Origin of the sequence: Paenibacillus haidiansis, from assembly GCF_036553665.1 — a bacterium.
In the GTDB taxonomy this organism is placed as follows: domain Bacteria; phylum Bacillota; class Bacilli; order Paenibacillales; family Paenibacillaceae; genus Fontibacillus; species Fontibacillus haidiansis.
The window spans coordinates 895,882-913,463 of record NZ_JAZHPZ010000001.1; the positions used below are offsets into that span (position 1 = coordinate 895,882).

General features: G+C 55.0%; 10 protein-coding genes. 3 read left to right on the forward strand and 7 right to left on the reverse strand.

The features are described from left to right. Positions 1–104 precede the first annotated feature (104 nt). Complete coding sequence (locus V3851_RS04125; protein ID WP_331845202.1) at positions 105–962, forward strand: AraC family transcriptional regulator; 858 nt, start codon at positions 105–107, stop codon at positions 960–962. 253 nt (positions 963–1,215) lie between these two features. On the opposite strand, the gene V3851_RS04130 is transcribed toward V3851_RS04125, so the two are convergent. Both V3851_RS04130 and V3851_RS04135 read right to left on the reverse strand, forming a co-directional pair. After that, a complete protein-coding gene (locus V3851_RS04130; RefSeq protein ID WP_331845203.1) occupies positions 1,216–2,859 on the reverse strand; it encodes an MDR family MFS transporter in 1,644 nt (547 codons plus the stop codon). 23 nt (positions 2,860–2,882) lie between these two features. After that, complete coding sequence (locus V3851_RS04135) at positions 2,883–3,314, reverse strand: MarR family winged helix-turn-helix transcriptional regulator (RefSeq protein WP_331845204.1); 432 nt, start codon at positions 3,312–3,314, stop codon at positions 2,883–2,885. A gap of 305 nt (positions 3,315–3,619) precedes the next feature. Here V3851_RS04135 and V3851_RS04140 point away from each other — a divergent pair, with 305 nt between their 5' ends. After that, entirely contained in the window at positions 3,620–4,423 is an 804-nt protein-coding gene (locus tag V3851_RS04140) for a M15 family metallopeptidase (protein ID WP_331845205.1), read from the forward strand. 9 nt (positions 4,424–4,432) lie between these two features. Here V3851_RS04140 and V3851_RS04145 read toward each other — a convergent pair whose 3' ends face one another. Beyond that, the gene (locus tag V3851_RS04145) at positions 4,433–5,386 is read right to left on the reverse strand and encodes a radical SAM protein (protein WP_331845206.1); all 954 of its coding nucleotides are present in this window, start codon (positions 5,384–5,386) and stop codon (positions 4,433–4,435) included. A 184-nt stretch (positions 5,387–5,570) separates the two neighbouring features. On the opposite strand from V3851_RS04145, the gene V3851_RS04150 reads away from it, so the two are divergent. Next, positions 5,571–5,912, forward strand: a complete 342-nt coding sequence (locus V3851_RS04150; RefSeq protein WP_331845207.1) for a cupin domain-containing protein — start codon at positions 5,571–5,573, stop codon at positions 5,910–5,912. Positions 5,913–6,009: 97 nt separating this feature from the next. Here the strand turns inward: V3851_RS04150 and V3851_RS04155 are convergent, their stop codons facing one another. The 4 genes from V3851_RS04155 to V3851_RS04170 all read right to left on the reverse strand — a co-directional run bounded on the left by V3851_RS04155 (position 6,010) and on the right by V3851_RS04170 (position 17,412). After that, complete coding sequence (locus V3851_RS04155; RefSeq protein WP_414859250.1) at positions 6,010–7,602, reverse strand: catalase; 1,593 nt, start codon at positions 7,600–7,602, stop codon at positions 6,010–6,012. Between the two features lie 152 nt (positions 7,603–7,754). After that, entirely contained in the window at positions 7,755–8,711 is a 957-nt protein-coding gene (locus V3851_RS04160) for a 3'-5' exoribonuclease YhaM family protein (protein ID WP_331845208.1), read from the reverse strand. A 166-nt stretch (positions 8,712–8,877) separates the two neighbouring features. Then, the gene (locus V3851_RS04165) at positions 8,878–11,079 is read right to left on the reverse strand and encodes an FMN-binding protein (protein ID WP_331845209.1); all 2,202 of its coding nucleotides are present in this window, start codon (positions 11,077–11,079) and stop codon (positions 8,878–8,880) included. A 390-nt stretch (positions 11,080–11,469) separates the two neighbouring features. Then, entirely contained in the window at positions 11,470–17,412 is a 5,943-nt protein-coding gene (locus tag V3851_RS04170) for a WIAG-tail domain (RefSeq protein WP_331845210.1), read from the reverse strand. Positions 17,413–17,582: the final 170 nt, after the last annotated feature.

The window sequence follows — 17,582 nt, forward strand, 5'->3', positions numbered from 1 at the left end:
TTATAGTATCATATCATTATATTCAACATTATAGAATGACTCATCCGGCTTTTCTATTTAATAATTTTCATAACAATTCAAAAATATGAAAGTAGTGATCAGTTTTGGATACATGTATTTTCTGTCTGCTCAGCGATTCCGATCTGCGCCTGCCCGTTTATCTCACGACGGCGGGACAATGGGGGCATCAGGAGCCGATTCAAAGACCGGAAGGCTTTGCTTCCTATCAATGGCTCCTTACGCTTTCCGGCGAGGGGATGCTCTATGTGGACGGTCAGGCGTTTCCCGTCAAGGCGGGGCAAGCGATCGCGCTGTTCCCCCATGTCCCGCACCGCTATCACGCGACCAAGGGGCCGTGGGAAGTGACGTTTATCGCCTGGGAGGGCAGTCAGGCCGGGCCTTTACTGGATCAGGCCGGAATTCATCAAACCGGCGTCTATCAAATTATAGACATGGCCAACATGATGGCCGTATTATCCTCGATATTGAAAGCCGCCAATACGGAGGGAGCCTTTTCGGGGGTGGAATGCTCCAAGCTGGTCTATTCCTTTTTGCTGGACTTGCCGAAGCATGTCAATACAAGCCGCCATTCGCTGCACCAGAATGTCAGGCGCCTGCAGCCGGTCATCTCCTATATCAAGCGGCACTGCCACGAACCGCTCAGCATCGAGCTGCTGGCCGAGCAGGCCGGGGTTTCGCCCCAGTACTTGTGCCAGCTCTTCAAGAAAGGCCTGAACCTCCGGCCGATGGAGTACGTCAACCGCGAACGGATCAACCGGAGCAAGCAATTGATTTATCTCGAGCCCGATCTGAAAATTCAAGAGATCGCCCATCGGTCGGGATTCGAGCATTCCAGCTATTTTTGCACGGTGTTCAAGCGGCTGGAGGGAATAACTCCGGAGCAGTTCAGAAGATCGCACGGGCCCTTCTTACGGTCATCTATGACAGTTAGTGACCATTAATGCAATTAATTTATTATTTAACGGACACTTATGTACATTAGGGGCTATAAATAAGGTTTTTCCGTAATAATCTTGACTCTAATGGACATACACGTCCTTTAGAAGGTCATAATCGAAAAAACTAGCTTCTAACAGTCATCCGTGTCCTTAGCCTGTTCTTCCGGACAAAATTTCAAACAAAAAGCGCAAGCATCGGGTGAATTCCACCCTCGATGCTTGCGCTTTTTTATAGTAGTTTTTCCTGTATAACGGCTTACGATTCAAGCCCGACTTTTTGCTGCGATACGGCGCCGTTTTCCTGAGCTTTGCCTCCCGGAGTTCCCTCCGCAGGCGCAGCCTGGTTCGTCGTCCGAAGCGGAAGCTCCTTCAGGAAGAATACGAGAAGGAACGAAACGATCAGAACGAGCGTCCCTGTCAAGAATACGAGCGACAGCGTATCGCCGAGAGCGTCGCGAATGCTTTGAATCATCTGGGCGAACAGCGGCTGAATGTCTGCAGGCAGGCCTGCTTGCGTTTCTTCGATCAGCGGTTTGTTCATCAGCGTTTGCGGATTCGCGAACGCGGACAATTGCTGCGCCATTTGCGGATCCACTTGGCTGAAGTCGGGAGCGCTGGACGAAGTCATCGCGGCTTTCAGGTTCTTAGCCAAGCTGTTCGACATAACCGTACCCATCACGGCAACACCGATCGTGCCCCCGAGGTTACGGAACAATTGCGAGGAAGCCGTAACAACCCCGAGTTCTTTGTGCGGCACGGCGTTTTGCGTAGCCAGCGAGAACACCGGCATGCCGAGGCCAAGACCGATGCCGAAAATGACCATGGCCACGATCGCCATCCAAACGCTGTTCATGAATACCATGATCGCCATACCCAAGATCATGATCGGCACACCGAGCAAGGCAAAGCGTTTGTATTTGCCGATTTTGGCGATCCATTGACCCGTCAAGGCACTGGTCACCACCATGAAGATACTCATCGGCAGCGTAACATAACCGGCATAAGTCGGCGAGATGCCCATAACGCCCTGTACGAAGAACGAGATATAGATCATCGCGCCCATCATGCCGAAGTTCATGATAAAGCCAATGATGTTCGAAATGGTCACTACGCCGTTTTTAAACAGATGCATCGGCAAAATCGGATTTCTCGATTTCATCTCTACAATTACGAAAATGATGGCCGATACGACCGTAGCGGCAAGCAGCCACAGAATTTGCGCGGAACCCCACGCGTAAGTCGTTCCTGCCCACGAAAAGGCAAGCAGCAGCGGTACGATTGTCGTTGTCATAAACAGCGAACCGAGATAATCGATGCCTTCCCCTGGCTTGCGGTCCGTTTTCGGGAACAAGGTCATAATCATGATGAAAGCGACGATACCGAGCGGCAGGAAGATCCAGAACAGCCAGTGCCAATCCATATGATCGACCAAGTATCCGCCAAGGGTTGGGCCAAGGACACTGGAGAAGCCGAATACGGCCGTCATGAGACCCATCCATTTACCGCGTTCGCGCGGTGCGAACAAGTCGCCTACAGCGGTAAAGGCTGTCGACTGGATGATCCCGGCGCCAATCCCTTGGATACCGCGGTAAGTAATGAATTGGAATACATTGTCCGATGTCCCTGTCAGGAACGCACCGGCCATAAAGAACAAAATCCCTATGAGCAAAAACGGCTTGCGTCCGAACATATCGGACAGTTTACCGACCAGGACGGTCGCAATCGTCGAGGTCAACAAGTAAATATTGATCGTCCAAGTATAATAGTCCATACCGTCCAGGATCGAAATAATCCGCGGCATGGCGGTGCTGACAATCGTCTGGTTGATTGCCGCGAAGAACATGGCAGCCATAATGGCGATCATGATCGTCACTTTGCGCTTTGTTGATAAGTGCTCCATAAAACTCTCTCCACCTCTTGTCTCTATTTCTCTAAATTATCAATCATAATGGTAAAAATCCGCTTTAAGTGCATAACCTCTTCGTCTTCAAGCGAAGTAAAAATCGTTTTCGTCGACTCCTCGTGGTCACTCAATATCTTCTTGAGGGTATCTTTTCCTTTATCCGTGATGGAAATAAAAACGACTCTCCGGTCTTCTTCCGTCCGGTCCCTTTTGGCATAACCTTCGACGATAAGCCGATCCGTCAACCCGGTAATGGCCGCCGACGTTAAACCGAGCTTCTCCGCAAGGTTCGAAACCTTTTGCGGCCCGGACTGCAGCAATACATGGAGCATCTTGAACTGCGGAAAACTGAGGTTGTAATTTCCGCCAAGTTTGTTCCACTTCTGAGTAATTCCCTTGATCAGAATTCTGAACATGGTCGTGACTTCCAGCAGGGTTTCTCTTTCTACCAACTATATAACCTCCATTTATGCTCTTTTCCTTGCTACACCTCACTTGCCCATTTATGATTAAAATTTTAATTAAACAACTGAAATAATTATACGTTAATTATTAAAGCATTTACTAATATACTCTCATGAAACACACTAGTCAAGTGCCAAGCTGTAAGGGAAATGATGCATGCCAAATGAAAAGGCTTTCCCCAATGTATGAATCGGGAAAGCCTTTATTTCGAATCAAATATGCCGGGAATGTCTATCATAACCTATAATATTTAGCAGGAAGGTATTCATCTCTCAGACAAAGGAGTGAGACCATGTTACCCGACAACAACCGTTCCTGGCCCAAGCCGTATCGTTTCGCCGCCCTCTTGCTTTCGATCCTGGGGATTCTCATCGCTAGCGGCTTCGGCGGCCCGGAAGCGGTCCGAACCGCGCAAGCCGCCCACATCATCGAATCTCTTCCCGCACAGCCAAGCTTACCCGAAGCATCGGTCAGTAAACAGAACAAACTTCCCAAAGGCTTCGTCTATTTGGACGAGGTGATTCCGAATGCCCAGTATGATATCCGATATTACGGCGATAACAACTTTATCGGGACACGGGTCAAAGGGTATGAGGCGCCGTTCGCCATCATGACGTCCGAAGCGGCGAATGCCTTGAAGAAAGTCAATGACGACTTGGAGAAACAGGGATACCGGCTCAAGATCATCGATGCCTACCGCCCGCAGAAAGCGGTAAATCATTTTATTGCCTGGTCCAAGGATCCAAACGATACCCTGATGAAGGAGCAATTTTACCCCGATGTCGAAAAGAGCAAGCTGTTCAAACTCGGCTACCTCTCCAGTAAATCCGGTCATTCCCGCGGCAGCACGGTCGATTTGACGCTCGTCTACAAGAGAACGGGAGAAGAAGTCGATATGGGCAGCCGGGTCGATTTTCTCGGCGAAATCTCAAGCCACGGCTCCAAGCTAATCACCAAGGAACAGCGGACGAACCGCTATATTCTTAAAACCGCCATGGTGAATCGGGGCTTCAAACCGTACGCCAAGGAATGGTGGCATTATACGCTTCAAGACGAGCCCTACCCTTCCACCTACTTTGATTTCGATGTCGAATAGTTGGCCGGATTATACGCTTTGCGGAAACAGCGCATCGTACGCGGGACACGGCTGTTTGTCCAGAAACTCCCGCAAAGGCTCCGGCATTTGCTTCGGTTCATATAGATCTTTGAGCGAAGCTCCTTCATAAATATTCCCGATGATCACCGGATGACACAGCTCCGAAATCAGAATATCCCCGTTGCCGTGAAGGTGAAGCTGCTTCTTGCCTTCGATGCAATGGGGAAAATAAACCCCCGGCCGCTCCGTAAAGCCAAGCTCGTTCATAAAACGGTCCATACAGGTAAAATAGAGCGTCATATCTTCCTTTCGCCCGGCGATCAAGCCGTTTACCGCCTTCTTGAGCGTTTCCCGCGCAGCGATCGATCTCCAGCCGGTGTGATTCATGACGATGCTGTTCTGAATTTCATGGGTACGGACCCCGAGCCGGTATACATGCTCGCTGATTTCGTCCATTCGGTGCTCGGTTTCGCTGAACAACAGCGTTTCCAGCACCGTGTCGATCCCCGCTTCGACACAAAGCGCGATATTTTCGCGAATTTTATGATAGACGCTCGGATGAATACGATAATAATCGGAGAATTCTTCGGCCGTTACAAAATTAAAGGAAATATGGATATTCGTCAGCCCGGCCTCCGCCAATTGCGCGATCCGGTCTTCATTTAACAGACTGGCATTGGAGTTAAGCTGCGTATGAATCCCCCGCGAAGTACAATAATCGACAACCTCCACGCAATCCCGGTATTTCAGCGTCACTTCGCCGCCGGATAGGCGCACCCGCTTTAAACCGGGCAATTGCTCCAGCACCTTGATAATCTCCCCGGCGTTAATACTGTTACCGTCGTTTCGGTTATATGCGCAGCAATAATCGCAGCGGAAATTGCAGTTCGAGGTCACGCCGACTTCCAGCCCTTCCAGTTCATACGTTGCCGGCCTTTCCAGTTCCAAAGCTTTATAGGTCATTCATAAATCCTCCTGCTTTTTTATCGCCCCCAATGAATGGATGACGGGCGTTGCACCACTAGCGATTATATAGGCAGGTTCGTTAGAAAAATATGAGAAAATCCTCCCCCGGCCCAAAAACTTGATCCGCGTCAAGGTTTTAAATCAGTTTTATTGCTAAGATAACACCAAGGAGGGATAATCAATGGATAAAAAATCGCTTAGCGCATTGCAGGATTTTCAAGCCGATAAATTCACGAAACGGATTGCTTTTCAAAAAGGGGAGAGCGTGGTGTTCGTACTGAACTTCATGCCCGGCCAGGAGCTGCCCAGTCACCGCCACCCGGGAACCGATGTTTACCTGCTCGGCCTCACGGGCAGCGGAACGATAACCGTGGACGGCGCCAAAACCGCCTTTGCCGAAGGAGATATCCTCCACCTGGAAGGCAACGAAGAATTCGGTTTTATCAATGACGGGAGCGAGCCTGCTTCCTTGTATGTGATCTTGACCAAAATCCCCGAGCCTCGTTATGCGGAAAATATTTGAGGCACACTCCAGCGCCAGGAACGCATAAACAGCCCTGCCCGGCACCCGAGCCGGACAAGGCTGTTTTTTCACTGCTGATACACGCTGCCGCCAACTTTTAATATCGGTCGGATTCGTGACCCATTTGTTCCGATTTCTTCACGGCCTCATCCGCGGCCGCCGTACTCGTATGCTCCGTTTGCTCCCGTTTGGCCCGCTCAAGCCCTTCCTTGACGCGTCTCCCGTACTCCGGGTCCGCCTCCGTAAAATATCCGATCCACGTTTCTTGAATCACCGGATTACAAATTTTCAGATTGTTGACCAGGTTGGAAATCAGCTCGTTCTGCTCCACTTCGTCAAAAGCACGGAAGGTTTCCCCCGCCTGGGCGAAATCATTCGCCCGTTCGATCTTCTCCCGCACCAGCTTTGCATCATAATGCGGCTGATGATCCTTCCCGTGCTTATCCGCTTCCTTTAAGCCGCCGAGCGCGGAAGGCTCGTAATCGATATGCGGATTGCCTCCGGGATGGAGATCGACCCGGTATTCCATTTGGCCGCCCCGCTGGTTGGTAGCTACTTGCGTCTTAGGCGCGTTGATCGGAAGCTGCAAATAATTGGTTCCTACCCGGTAGCGCTGCGTATCCGAATAGGAGAAGGTTCTGCCTTGCAGGAGCATGTCATCGGAGAAATCAAGGCCGTCCACAAGCACCCCGGTTCCAAACGCAGACTGTTCGACTTCATTAAAGTAATTTTCCGGATTTTTGTTCAGCACCATTTTGCCGACGGGCAGAAACGGAAACCGTTCCGTATCCCACAATTTCGTCGGGTCGAGCGGATCGTAATCCAGTTCGGGATGCTCGTCATCGCTCATAATTTGCACGCACAGCTCCCATTCGGGATAATCGCCGCGTTCGATCGCTTCGAATAAATCCTGGGTTGCGTGATTGTAATTGGTCGCCTGGATTTGGTCCGCTTCATGCTGAAGCAAATTTTTGATCCCTTGTTTGAGCGGCTCCCAATGGTATTTGACCAGCACGGCTTCTCCTTCCTGATTGACCCATTTATACGTATTGACGCCGGAGCCTTGCATTTGCCGGTAGTTGGCCGGAATACCCCACGGGGAAAAGATAAAGGTAACCATATGAGTCGATTCCGGGGTCCGCGACAAAAAGTCGAACATCCGCTCCGGATTTGGGAGCTTTGAGACCGGATCCGGTTTAAAGGAATGAACCATGTCCGGGAACTTCAATGGATCGCGGATAAAAAATATTTTCAAATTGTTCCCCACAAGATCCCAGTTCCCGTCCTCGGTATAAAATTTCACGGCAAAACCGCGCGGGTCCCGCAAGGTTTCCGGAGATTCGGCTCCGCCAATTACCGTGGAGAAGCGAACGAATACCGGAGTCCGTTTTCCCGGCTCCTGAAAAAGCTTGGCCCGCGTATATTTCGCGATGGACTCGTCGCCGACTTTCCCGTAAGCCTCAAAATAGCCGTGCGCGCCCGCCCCCCGGGCATGAACGACCCGTTCCGGGATGCGTTCCCGGTCGAAATGGGATACTTTTTCGAGAAGATGGTAATTTTCCAGGGTCACCGGCCCGCGGTTTCCTACCGTTCTTACATTCTGATTATCCGTAACCGGATGGCCTTGGCGATTCGTCAGGATATCATCGGGCCGGCCCGCGTTATGTTTCTGCTCCGTCTTGTTGTCCATGTCATGCCTCCAAAAGAAAAAGTTATCTTTATCTTTCCATCGAATCGAGGCATTATTCGCCATATTTGCGCAAAAAAACCGCCTTCCAACATCGGAAAGCGGTTCTTGTCTAATTGGCTGGCTTTTGCCCGGCAGGCCCAAGCGGGTTGCGATTAGGGCTTCAGCCGGTAAATCGCCTTGTTTTCCAATCCCCGGATCATCGGTGTCCATTCCTCCGTCTCCGGGGTCGTGTGGAGCGCATCCTCCACCATCTGCAGCTTGGCGTCCAGCGCATCGATATAGTGCAGCGCTACGGCTTCGGCCATCTGCGGCTGTACCGGGCTGCCCCACTCGCCGAGGTTGTGATGCGACAGCACCAAATGCTGCAATCCCATTACTTTCGGCGCTTCGGGGTCGATGCCCAGCCGTACGGCTGCCTCGGTAATCCAGTTCGACGCCATCGAAATATGCCCTACCAGCTTCCCCTGCAAGCTGTATTCGGATACGATGCCAAGCTGCGCCACCATCTCTTCCGGCTTGGCGATGTCATGCAGGATGATGCCGGCCTTCAGCAGATCGGCGTTCAGGAAGGGCCGCTGCCCGCACAGAAACTCGCCGAGCTCCAGCATCCGGACCATGTGGTAGGCAAGCCCCCCGAAATACGCGTGATGGTGGGTCTTCGCCGCCGGCGCGTGCTCCAGCTTTTCCTCCACTTTCCCGACGCAAAATTCGACGATCTTCCGTATTTCCGTATCGAAAATGCCGTTCATCACCTGATGAATCGTATGAATGAGTTCCTTGGACGAGATCGGCGCGGAGCGGATGAAATCCGTCAGCTTCACCCCGTCTTCCGTTTTGGCCGGACGGATTTGGATAATTTTGACCTGCAGTCTGTCGCGGTAGGTTTGCACCAGCCCTTTGACCTTCACAAGTCCCATCGGAAAAAAGGTCTCCTTGTCGAGCGGCGAGGCATCCCACAATTTTGCCGGCAGCTCCCCGGTCGCGTCCGCCAGCACCAGATCCAGATAATCCTTCGGCGGCGTGCTGTTCGTCTGCTTGATCTCCACTTCTTTGAGCAAATAATAGCCTATAAATTCGTCTTGATTCGTTAGCTGCTTAATCAATGTCACACTTAATTCCCCCATGATAATAATAGTTTCATTATACTATGGGGAAACGAAGGACGGCAGGCCAATTCTCTGGCGGCGCAGGCAAACCCCAAAAAATTAGAGGCTGCCCCCGCAGCCATTTCGGACCTTGTTCGGGACAACCTCTATATCCGATGCTTTGGCGTGTTTATCTGCCTGCGGCTTCAAGCGCCGCTTTGACGGCTTCGATCACTTTGCCCGACAACGCTTTGATCGCGTCGGTATCGCCGAATGCGGCAGGGCGGTACGCGTATTTATGCATGCCGCCTTCCGCTGCCGGCGTTTCGATCTCCTGTTTCACGGCAAGTTCATCCGTGGACAGGGTGTCGTTGGCCTTGACCTTGCCGGCTTCATCCAGATAGAATACTTCCATTTTGACCGGTACATTCTTCTCTATGGTGACCATCACATAGACGGATTTGCCGGCATTCGTCCCGGCAAAGACTCCGTTGAGATAAGCCGTTTTGTAAGCTTCGGAAATTTCGGCTTTCTTGTATGCGCCGTCCACGGCCGATTTGAACGCGGAGGTGCTGCTCGTTGCGCCGGATACCGCATCGACCTCGGCGGCCTTCTCGCGGGAAGCCGCCATCATAAAGCTATTCTCCATAATCGGAATCGCTTTGACCACTTCCGCGTACGCCGTTTCGCCGCGGTCTTCCATATTCACGCCGACGCGGTACAGGTTGATGCCGACGATGTTCCCGTTGCGCAGGGTGACATCGGCACGGTTGGCGCCTTTATCGTAAGCGCCGGCATAGGCGGTAAAGGTTCCGTCCTTGTACTCGCCCTGCACCTTGGACGCATTTTGCAGCGCGTCCGCATAAGCGGCCTTGGCGGCTGCGGACACCAGTTCCTCACCCGGAACAAGCGCCAGGTTTGCGCCATGCTTGACCAGGCCGTCGCTGAGGCCGGCGATAAGCGCTTTTTGCGCCTCGGTCAAATTATCTTCCGCGATCAGCTTTCCGTTCTGATCAAACAGATGGATGGCTGTTTTGGTCACTTTGTCGCCCTGAATATCGGCCAGTACCAGAACCTGGGACCGGTTATCGACGCCGGCGAACGTACCTTCAAAATATTTGCCGCCCTCCGGCGTTTTCAGCGCTTTCTCGAAAGCTCGTTCCACCGCTTCGTTCCAGCTGTGGCTGCTTTCCGTGGCGCCGGAAATGGCGTCGGTATCGCTATAATTTTCGATATACGAGCCGTTGGCCAACAGCTTCGCCGTCATTGGAGCGTTGGCTTTAACCACTTCGGCATAAGCGGTCTCGCCGCGGTCCAGCAGGTTGGAGCCCAGTCTGTACAGCTTCACGTCGACCAGCTTGCCGTTGCGGATGTAGACATCCGCTCTCTCCACGCCTTTGTCTCTGGCGGCACCGTAGGCGGAATAGAACCCGTCGACATATTTCGAGTTGTTCTTGATCTTCGCATTTTGCTCCGCATCCCAGAACGCGTTGACCGCCGCTTTGAAGTCGGCTTCCATACCGTTTGCGGCTACGGCGTTAGTCCCGCGGTATAACAGTTCGCTGGCAATCGTATAGACGGTTTTCGCTTGCTCCGGAGTCATGGCGGAGGCCTCCACGGCTTCCCCTTTTTCATTCAACGGGTACACTTTAACACCGAGAAGTTTCGTTTTGTCATAATTGGCAAACACCATATATTTGCCCTCGGGGTCCACGCCCATATGCTCGCCCGCAAAATAGACTTCTCCCGCCGGCTTCTCGGTCAAAGCCCGCTCAAAAGCGCGATCGACCGCCAGCTTCCAGCCTTCGCCGGAGCGGGTTGCGCCGGATACGACGTCGGCTTCGGCCGCTTCCTCGCGCGTTCTTCCGAGCAGACTGTTCTTCATCGGTTCGTAAGCCTGCCACAATCCGTTAAAGTTATTGCGCACATCCCGGTCGATCAGTTTCGGGCTGGTTCTCATCAGCTCCACATCGGCGATCTTGCCGTCCTTGATCGTGACCTTGGCTCCTTCGGTCCCTTTCGAGTAAGCGTTTCCATATGCGACATACACGCCGTCTTGATAAGGGTTCTGCGGTACTTCCTCCACTTTCGGAGCGACCGCAGCCGGCTTATCGGCATCTTTGCCCGCGCTATTGGTAGACTTGGTGGAGGCCGGCTTTGTCGTCGTTGAATTTGTAGTTGATTTTGTCGTCGGTTTCGTGGTTGTCGTTGATTTCGTTTCCTGCTTGGTCGTCGTCGGCTTGGCAGGCGTACTTTCTTTGGCAGATTCGGTTTCGGAAGCGGCGGATACGACATCAATGGACGAAATTTTGAACGGTGACAAATCGACCGTCAAGGCGAGTGAAGATAAGACCATTGTCGCGCAAAGCGTTAGCGAAACAAGCTTTTTCAAATGAAATCCTCTCCCTTTATATGAGTCCGAAGCTATGTACTTACCCTTAAGGTAAAAACTGTTGGATCGCCCCTTCCTTCTGTCCTTCTCCGTATGACCGAATCGCAAGCCCTATTATATGGTGAAATATTTCACATCAAATGATAGCATTGAAAATTCCTTTCGTCATACGGCTTCGATTCATGATACTGAACATGTGAAATTAAAGTCTGTAACTAAATTCACAAGGGTGGCAACATTTATCACCTTTTGTCCTGATGACAACACGCTTGAATCATTTCCCGGGCAATCCGGCTGGCTTATCGCTAAATCATGATAGTAAAAAGGCGGCCGCTGAAAGCAATCCGGCGGCCGCCCTGCAGTTTGAATCCATAGAAGCGGAAATCCCGTTTATTCGATGTTACCGATCGCGATCCAGGTTATAAACCCGTAATTGATATTGCTTTCTTTAATCCGCGTTATTTCCACGATGGCCATTTCCTCGCTCTGTTCCTTTAAGGTGGCGTAATACGCCGGTTGGTTCGTCATCGCGACGAGCACATATTGCGAGTTGTTAAACGGCTGTTCAAACATAACCGTAACATCTACGGACTGTTCGTTTTTCGAAAGTAAAAACGCACACATTCCGAATTGCTGCAGCGCCGGCTGATTCGCTAAAGTTTGCACGGGAGTTATCGTTAAGTGCCCGGGCTGCACCGAACCAGGCTGCAGATGACGCGCCCCCACGGCAGAGTCGCCAATATGCCGATCCAGTACGGCTCCGCCAGCCAGATGGCTGCCGTTTACCGCCTCCGGCCGGAGATGCTCCGCGCCGACGGACTCTGCGTTTAGCGCTTCGGAGGTTACGGCCCCTGCTTGCAAATGCTTGGCGCTGATAGAACCGGCTTGAAGGTCATCTCCGTCGATACCGTCCTCCGGCAACAAACCGTCCCGTTGCAAGTCGGTAGACAGATGCCATGCCGTCACCACATTCGGTTCGATATGAGCCGATTGCACCGACGCTTCCGCCAGATGCACGCTCTCGACGGCACCCTCCGTCAAATGCTGCGATCCGATCACGCCTTTACCGAGATGATGCTCCAGAACGGACCCGTTCGCCAGATGCTGGCTGAACACGGCATTCGCCTGGAGATGATCCGGGCCGACGGAATGGCTGCCCAACACTTTGCCGTCTACGGACCCGGCCTGCAAATGCTTGCGGCCGATGGTGCCGGGCTGTACGTCGGCTCCATTGATTCCAGCTTCCGGCAACAAACCGTCCCGCTGCAAGTCGGCGGACAGATGCCATGCCGTTACCGCATTAGGTTCGATATGAGCCGATTGCACCGACGCTTCCGCCAGATGCACGCCTTCGACGGCGCCTTCGGCCAGATGCTGCGGCCCGATGATCCCGCTCGCCAGATGCTGGCTGCCGATCGCTCCAGGCTGCACATCGGCTCCGCCAATGCCGCCCTCTGGCAGTAGCCCCTCCTGCTGCAGGTCGGTCGACAAGTGCCATGCCGTTACTGCGTTCGGCCCGATATGAATGGATTGTACCGACGCTTCCGCCAGATGCGTGCCATCGACGCTGCCTTCAGCAAGATGCTGCGGCCCGATGATTCCGCTCGCCAAATGCTGTTCCCGCACCGCGCCTTCCGCCAGGTGCCCGCTATGCACCGCTCCCGCTTGCAGATGGACCGGTCCTACGGCGCTATGCCCCAGCGCCTCGGCACCGACGGCTCCCGCCTGCAAGTGCTGGCTGCCGATCGCACTATGCTGCACATCGGCCCCACTGATCCCGCCCTCAGGCAGCAAGCCGCCTTCCTGCAATTCAGGGGACAAGTGCCTTGCCGTTATCGCGCTCGGTGCGAGATGAACCGATTGCACCGCCGCTTCCGCCAGATGCGTGCCCTCAACGGCGCCTTCGGCCAAATGCTGTGGTCCGATGATTCCGCTCGCCAAATGCCGTTCCCGCACCGCGTCATCCGCCAGGTGCTCGCTGCTCACGGCTCCTGCTTGTAAATGCGCCGATCCTACCGCGCCAACCCGCAATGCCTCGGCGCCGACCGCTCCCGCCTGCAAGTGATGACTACCGATCGCGCCGGGCTGCACATCGGGCCCGCCGATGCCGCCCTCCGGCAGCAAGCCGCCTTCTTGCAATTCGGGGGACAAGTGCCATGTCGTTATCGCGCTCGGTGCGAGATGAACCGATTGCACCGCCGCTTCCGCCAGATGCGTGCCCTCAACGGCGCCTTCGGCCAAATGCTGCGGCCCGATGATTCCTCTCGCCAAATGCTGTTCCTGCACCGTGCCTTCCGCCAGGTGCTCACTACTCACGGCTCCAGCCTGCAAATGCCCGGACCCTACCGCGCCAAGCCCAAGCGCCTCGGCGCCGACGGCGCCCGTCTGTAAATGCCGGCTGCCGATCGCTCCAAGCTGCACATCGGGCCCGCCTATGCCGCCTTCCGGCAGCAAGCCCTTCTGCTGCAGATCGGTCGACAAGTGCCATGCCGTCACGGCGTTCGGCCCGATATGGATCGCCTGTACCGCCGCTTCCGCCAGATGCGCACTCTCAACGGTGCCCGCCGTCAGATGTTGCGGTCCGATGATTCCGTTCGCCAAATGCTGCTCCCGCACCGCGCTGTCCGCCAAATGCTCGCATTGTACGGCTTCGGCTTGCAAATGGCCCGGGCCTACCGTGCTATACCCCAGCGCCTCTGAGCCGACGGCACCCGCCTGCAAGTGATGACTGCCGATCGCGCCGGGTTGCACATCGGACCCGCCTATGCCGCCTTCCGGCAGCAAGCCCTCCTGCTGCAGATCGGTTGACAAGTGCCACGCCGTTACCGCGTTCGGCCCGATATGGATCGCTTGCACCGCCGCCTCCGTGATGTGCGCGCTCTCGACAGCACCCTCCGTCAAATGCTGGGACCGGATGATCTCGCTCGTCAAATGCTGCTCCCGCACCGCGCCGTCCGCCAATTGCTCGCTATGCACGGCTCCGGCTTGCAGGTGGCTTTGGCTTACGGCTCCGCGGCCCAGCGCCTCGGCACCGACCGCTCCCGGCTGCAAATGCTGGCTGCCGATCGCGCCGGGCTGCACATCTCCGCTCCCGACGCCCGCTTCCGGCAGCAAGCCGTCCCGCTGCAAATCGGCGGACAAGTGCCATGCCGTCACAGCGCCGGGCGCGATATGGCCCGACTGTACCGCTACTTCCGCGAGATGCGCCCCTTCGACGGCGCCTTCCGACAGGTGCTCCGGTTGGATGGTGCCATGGCCCAAATGCTTACCGAGTACCGATCCGGTCGAAAGATGCTGGCTGTAGACGGCGTTCGGCTGCAGATGCTCCGAGCCGACGGACTGGATGCCGAGCACCGCGGCATTGACCGCTCCCGCCTGCAAATGCTTGCGCCCGATCGATTCCGGCTGCAGCTGGGCTCCGCCAATGCCGGCTTCCGGCAGCAGACCGTCCCGCAGCAGCTCGGCGGACAGATGCGAGGCCGTGACCGCATTCGGCGCGATATGGCCGGATTGTACCGCCGCTTCCGCGAGATGCGCCCCTTCGATGCTGCCCTTCGCCAAATGGCGGGACTGTACGTTGCCTGCGGAGATATGCTGGCTTTGAACCGCCTCATCCATGATATGAAAACACTGAATCGACTGTAATTTCAGATGTAGGGCCCCGACCGACTCGTTCTGTAAAACTTCCCCGTCGACGATACCTTTTTGGAGATGGCCCCGATTGACGGAACCGGGCTGGAGATCCTCTCCGCCTATTCCGTCCTTCGGCAGCAATCCGTTCTCCTGTAAATCAGTGGACAAATGCTCCGCCGTCACCGCGTTGAATTGGATATGGCGTGACCCGACAGCCTGGTCGCCGATCAGAGAGCCATCGACGCTGCCCGGGGCCAAATGGCGTGTTTCGACCGATCCTTCAACCAGATGCTCGCTGCGGACCGCCGCATTTGCCAAATGGTGGCCGAGCACGGAGTAGGGCTGGAGATGATGCGAGCCCACCGATTTCTCCTGCAGCACATCGCCGTCGACAACGGCCTTTTGCAAATGGCCCCGCTGGATCGAGGACGGCTGAAGATCCGCCCCGGCGACCCCTTCCGAAGGAAGCAGCCCCTCTTTCTTAAGTCCGGCCGCTAAATGCTCCCGTTTGATCACGCTTGGAATAATATGCCGGGAATCAACCACGCCTGTGGCTAGATGAACTCCTTCCACGCTGTTTTCCGCCAGGTGGCGGGATTTTACCGCGCCTGAAGCCAGTTTGCCGGAGGTCACCGCTTCATTTTGCAGCGTGCGTTCCGATACGGCTTCCGATGCGAAATGCGGCTCCTGCAACGCCCCCTGCTGCACCTGCTCCGAACCGACCGACTCGGCGCCAAGATGCCGATGCGTCACGGCTCCCTCGCTTAAATGCTCCGATTGAACGGAGCCGGACGAGAGATGATGGGAAGAAATCGAATCGGGAGCGATTTTCGAGGAAACAATGCTGCCCTCGGCCAGTTTTGAAGCCGTGACCGCCAAATCGTTCAGCTTGTCGGTCGTGACGCTTTCCGGCGACAGCTTCAGCGAAGTCACCGCATGATCCTGCAAATGCCGGGAAAAGATGACGCCGTTGCCGAGGTGCTCCTCCCGGATGGTGCCCGCCTGCAAAAGACTGCTGTCGATGCTGTTCTCCGCCAGATGCATCCGGGATATCGCGCCGGGGACGATATGCCGCGATGCGACCTGCCCTTCGCCGATGGCCGTGCCGGTTACGGAGCCGGGCGCGAGCTTATTACTGGTAATAATGCCGTCGGCCAGCTTGGAGCCGGTGACGCTGCCTTGCTGTAAATGCTTTTCGGCGACAGCGCCCTTTGCGAGATGCGCTTCGCCGATCGACCCGAGCTCGATTTTTTCGCCGCTCACCGCCCCGCGTGCCAGATGCCGATCCTGCACGGCCTCGGGAGCGATCTGTTCTCCGAGCACCGAACCCGGCGACAAATGGAACGAGGTTACAGATTCGGGCGCGAGCTGCGGCCCATGGACCGCGGATTTGGCAAGATGGCGCGTCAGCACCGCCTCATCGGCGATTTTGTTCGGCAGAATGCTTTGATCCGCAATTTTGGATGAGGTAATCGCCTGGTCCACCACTTGCGCAGTGCCTACGGATTGGTCGGCCAGCTTGTTGGACAGGATGGTCTTATCCGCCAGATGCCGCCCGTGAACTTCGCCGCTGCCGATTTGTCCTTCGCCGACGTTCCCCGGCTTGATATGAACCGATTCGATGGCCCACGGCTGAATATGACGGGACTGGATGACCTGATCCGCCATATGGGCGGAAGCGATAATTCCCTCTTGCAAATGCTCGGCGGCTATGCTGGAAGCGGCGAGATGCTCGTTGCCGATCATCCCCGGAGCCAGGTGGCGCACGGTGATGGCGTTTTCCGCCAAGTGCCGGCTTTCCACCGCGCCGTCTTGCATTTTTGCAGCCGTAACCGCTCCGTCCCGAAGCTTCGAGGTCGTGACCGAGGATTCCCCCAGCTTGGAGGTATCGACCGCGCCGTTTTCCAGGTGAATGGACCGGATGGTTCCGCTGTGGATTTTGCTTGAGGTAACGGCCTGATCCTGGAGCAGATCCGTCGTAACGATCCACTCGCTTAAATGACGTCCTTCAATCGAACCGTCCGCGAGTTTGCTGCCGCCGATGATCCCGTCGGCCAGCTTATCCCCGGTAATGCTGCCGTCTTCCAGCTTGCTGCCGCTCACCGAGCGCTCGCGGATGTTTCTCCCTTCGATGGCACCGTCGACGAGATGATCCCCGCGGATCGACGAAGGGGCGATTTTGGAAGCGGAGATGGCCCCGTCGGCGATTTTGCTGCCTTGCACCGCATAGTCGGCGATCCAGGCCGTACCAATGATACCCATTTTCAATTTGCTGGAATCGATCGTGTAAGGAGCGATTTTATCGCCCGTGACCGCGGCATCCGTCAAATCGTCGGTGTAAATAATGCCCCCGGGTGATTGGGGGGCCTGCTTCTCTTCAAGAATGGCTTCGAGCTTGCTGGAGCGTGCTGCCTCCTGGATCGGCTCCGCAGCCTCCTCATTCAAGATGTCCGCTTCCATCTCCTCCAGGAAGTCCGCCGCTGGATCCGGTTCCTCCGTTACCGTATACTCCAAGACGGGAGGAGACTGGTGAATTTTCAGTTCGGGAATCGGGGGCTGATAAACCTCCGGTTTTCTTTCTTCCAGCATCGTCAACTCGTCGATATCCGGATTGTCCACGTAGTAGAGCGACTTTCTCGCTCTGGTGGTGGGTTTGGTGGTTTTAACTCGCTTTTTCAGAGCCGTCCTCTCCTTTGCCACAAGATGATCGTCTTAGGCATCATATGCGGAGAACTGGGCCCTTGTCACAGGGAAGCCATGCCGATTCTCAATTCCTGTTTGCTTTCGCACTCCCGGCCAGGCCCCTCTAAAAAGGAAAAGACCGACCCCTGCGGCTTATTCACCGCCGATGGATCGGTCTTCCTTTCATA

What these genes read in the sequence shown, in the direction of transcription:
- V3851_RS04155 (WP_414859250.1), bottom strand. Translation starts at nt 7,602, where the DNA reads ATGGACAACAAGACGGAGCAGAAACATAACGCGGGCCGGCCCGATGAT.
- V3851_RS04150 (WP_331845207.1), top strand. Translation starts at nt 5,571, where the DNA reads ATGGATAAAAAATCGCTTAGCGCATTGCAGGATTTTCAAGCCGATAAA.
- V3851_RS04130 (WP_331845203.1), bottom strand. Translation starts at nt 2,859, where the DNA reads ATGGAGCACTTATCAACAAAGCGCAAAGTGACGATCATGATCGCCATT.
- V3851_RS04140 (WP_331845205.1), top strand. Translation starts at nt 3,620, where the DNA reads ATGTTACCCGACAACAACCGTTCCTGGCCCAAGCCGTATCGTTTCGCC.
- V3851_RS04145 (WP_331845206.1), bottom strand. Translation starts at nt 5,386, where the DNA reads ATGACCTATAAAGCTTTGGAACTGGAAAGGCCGGCAACGTATGAACTG.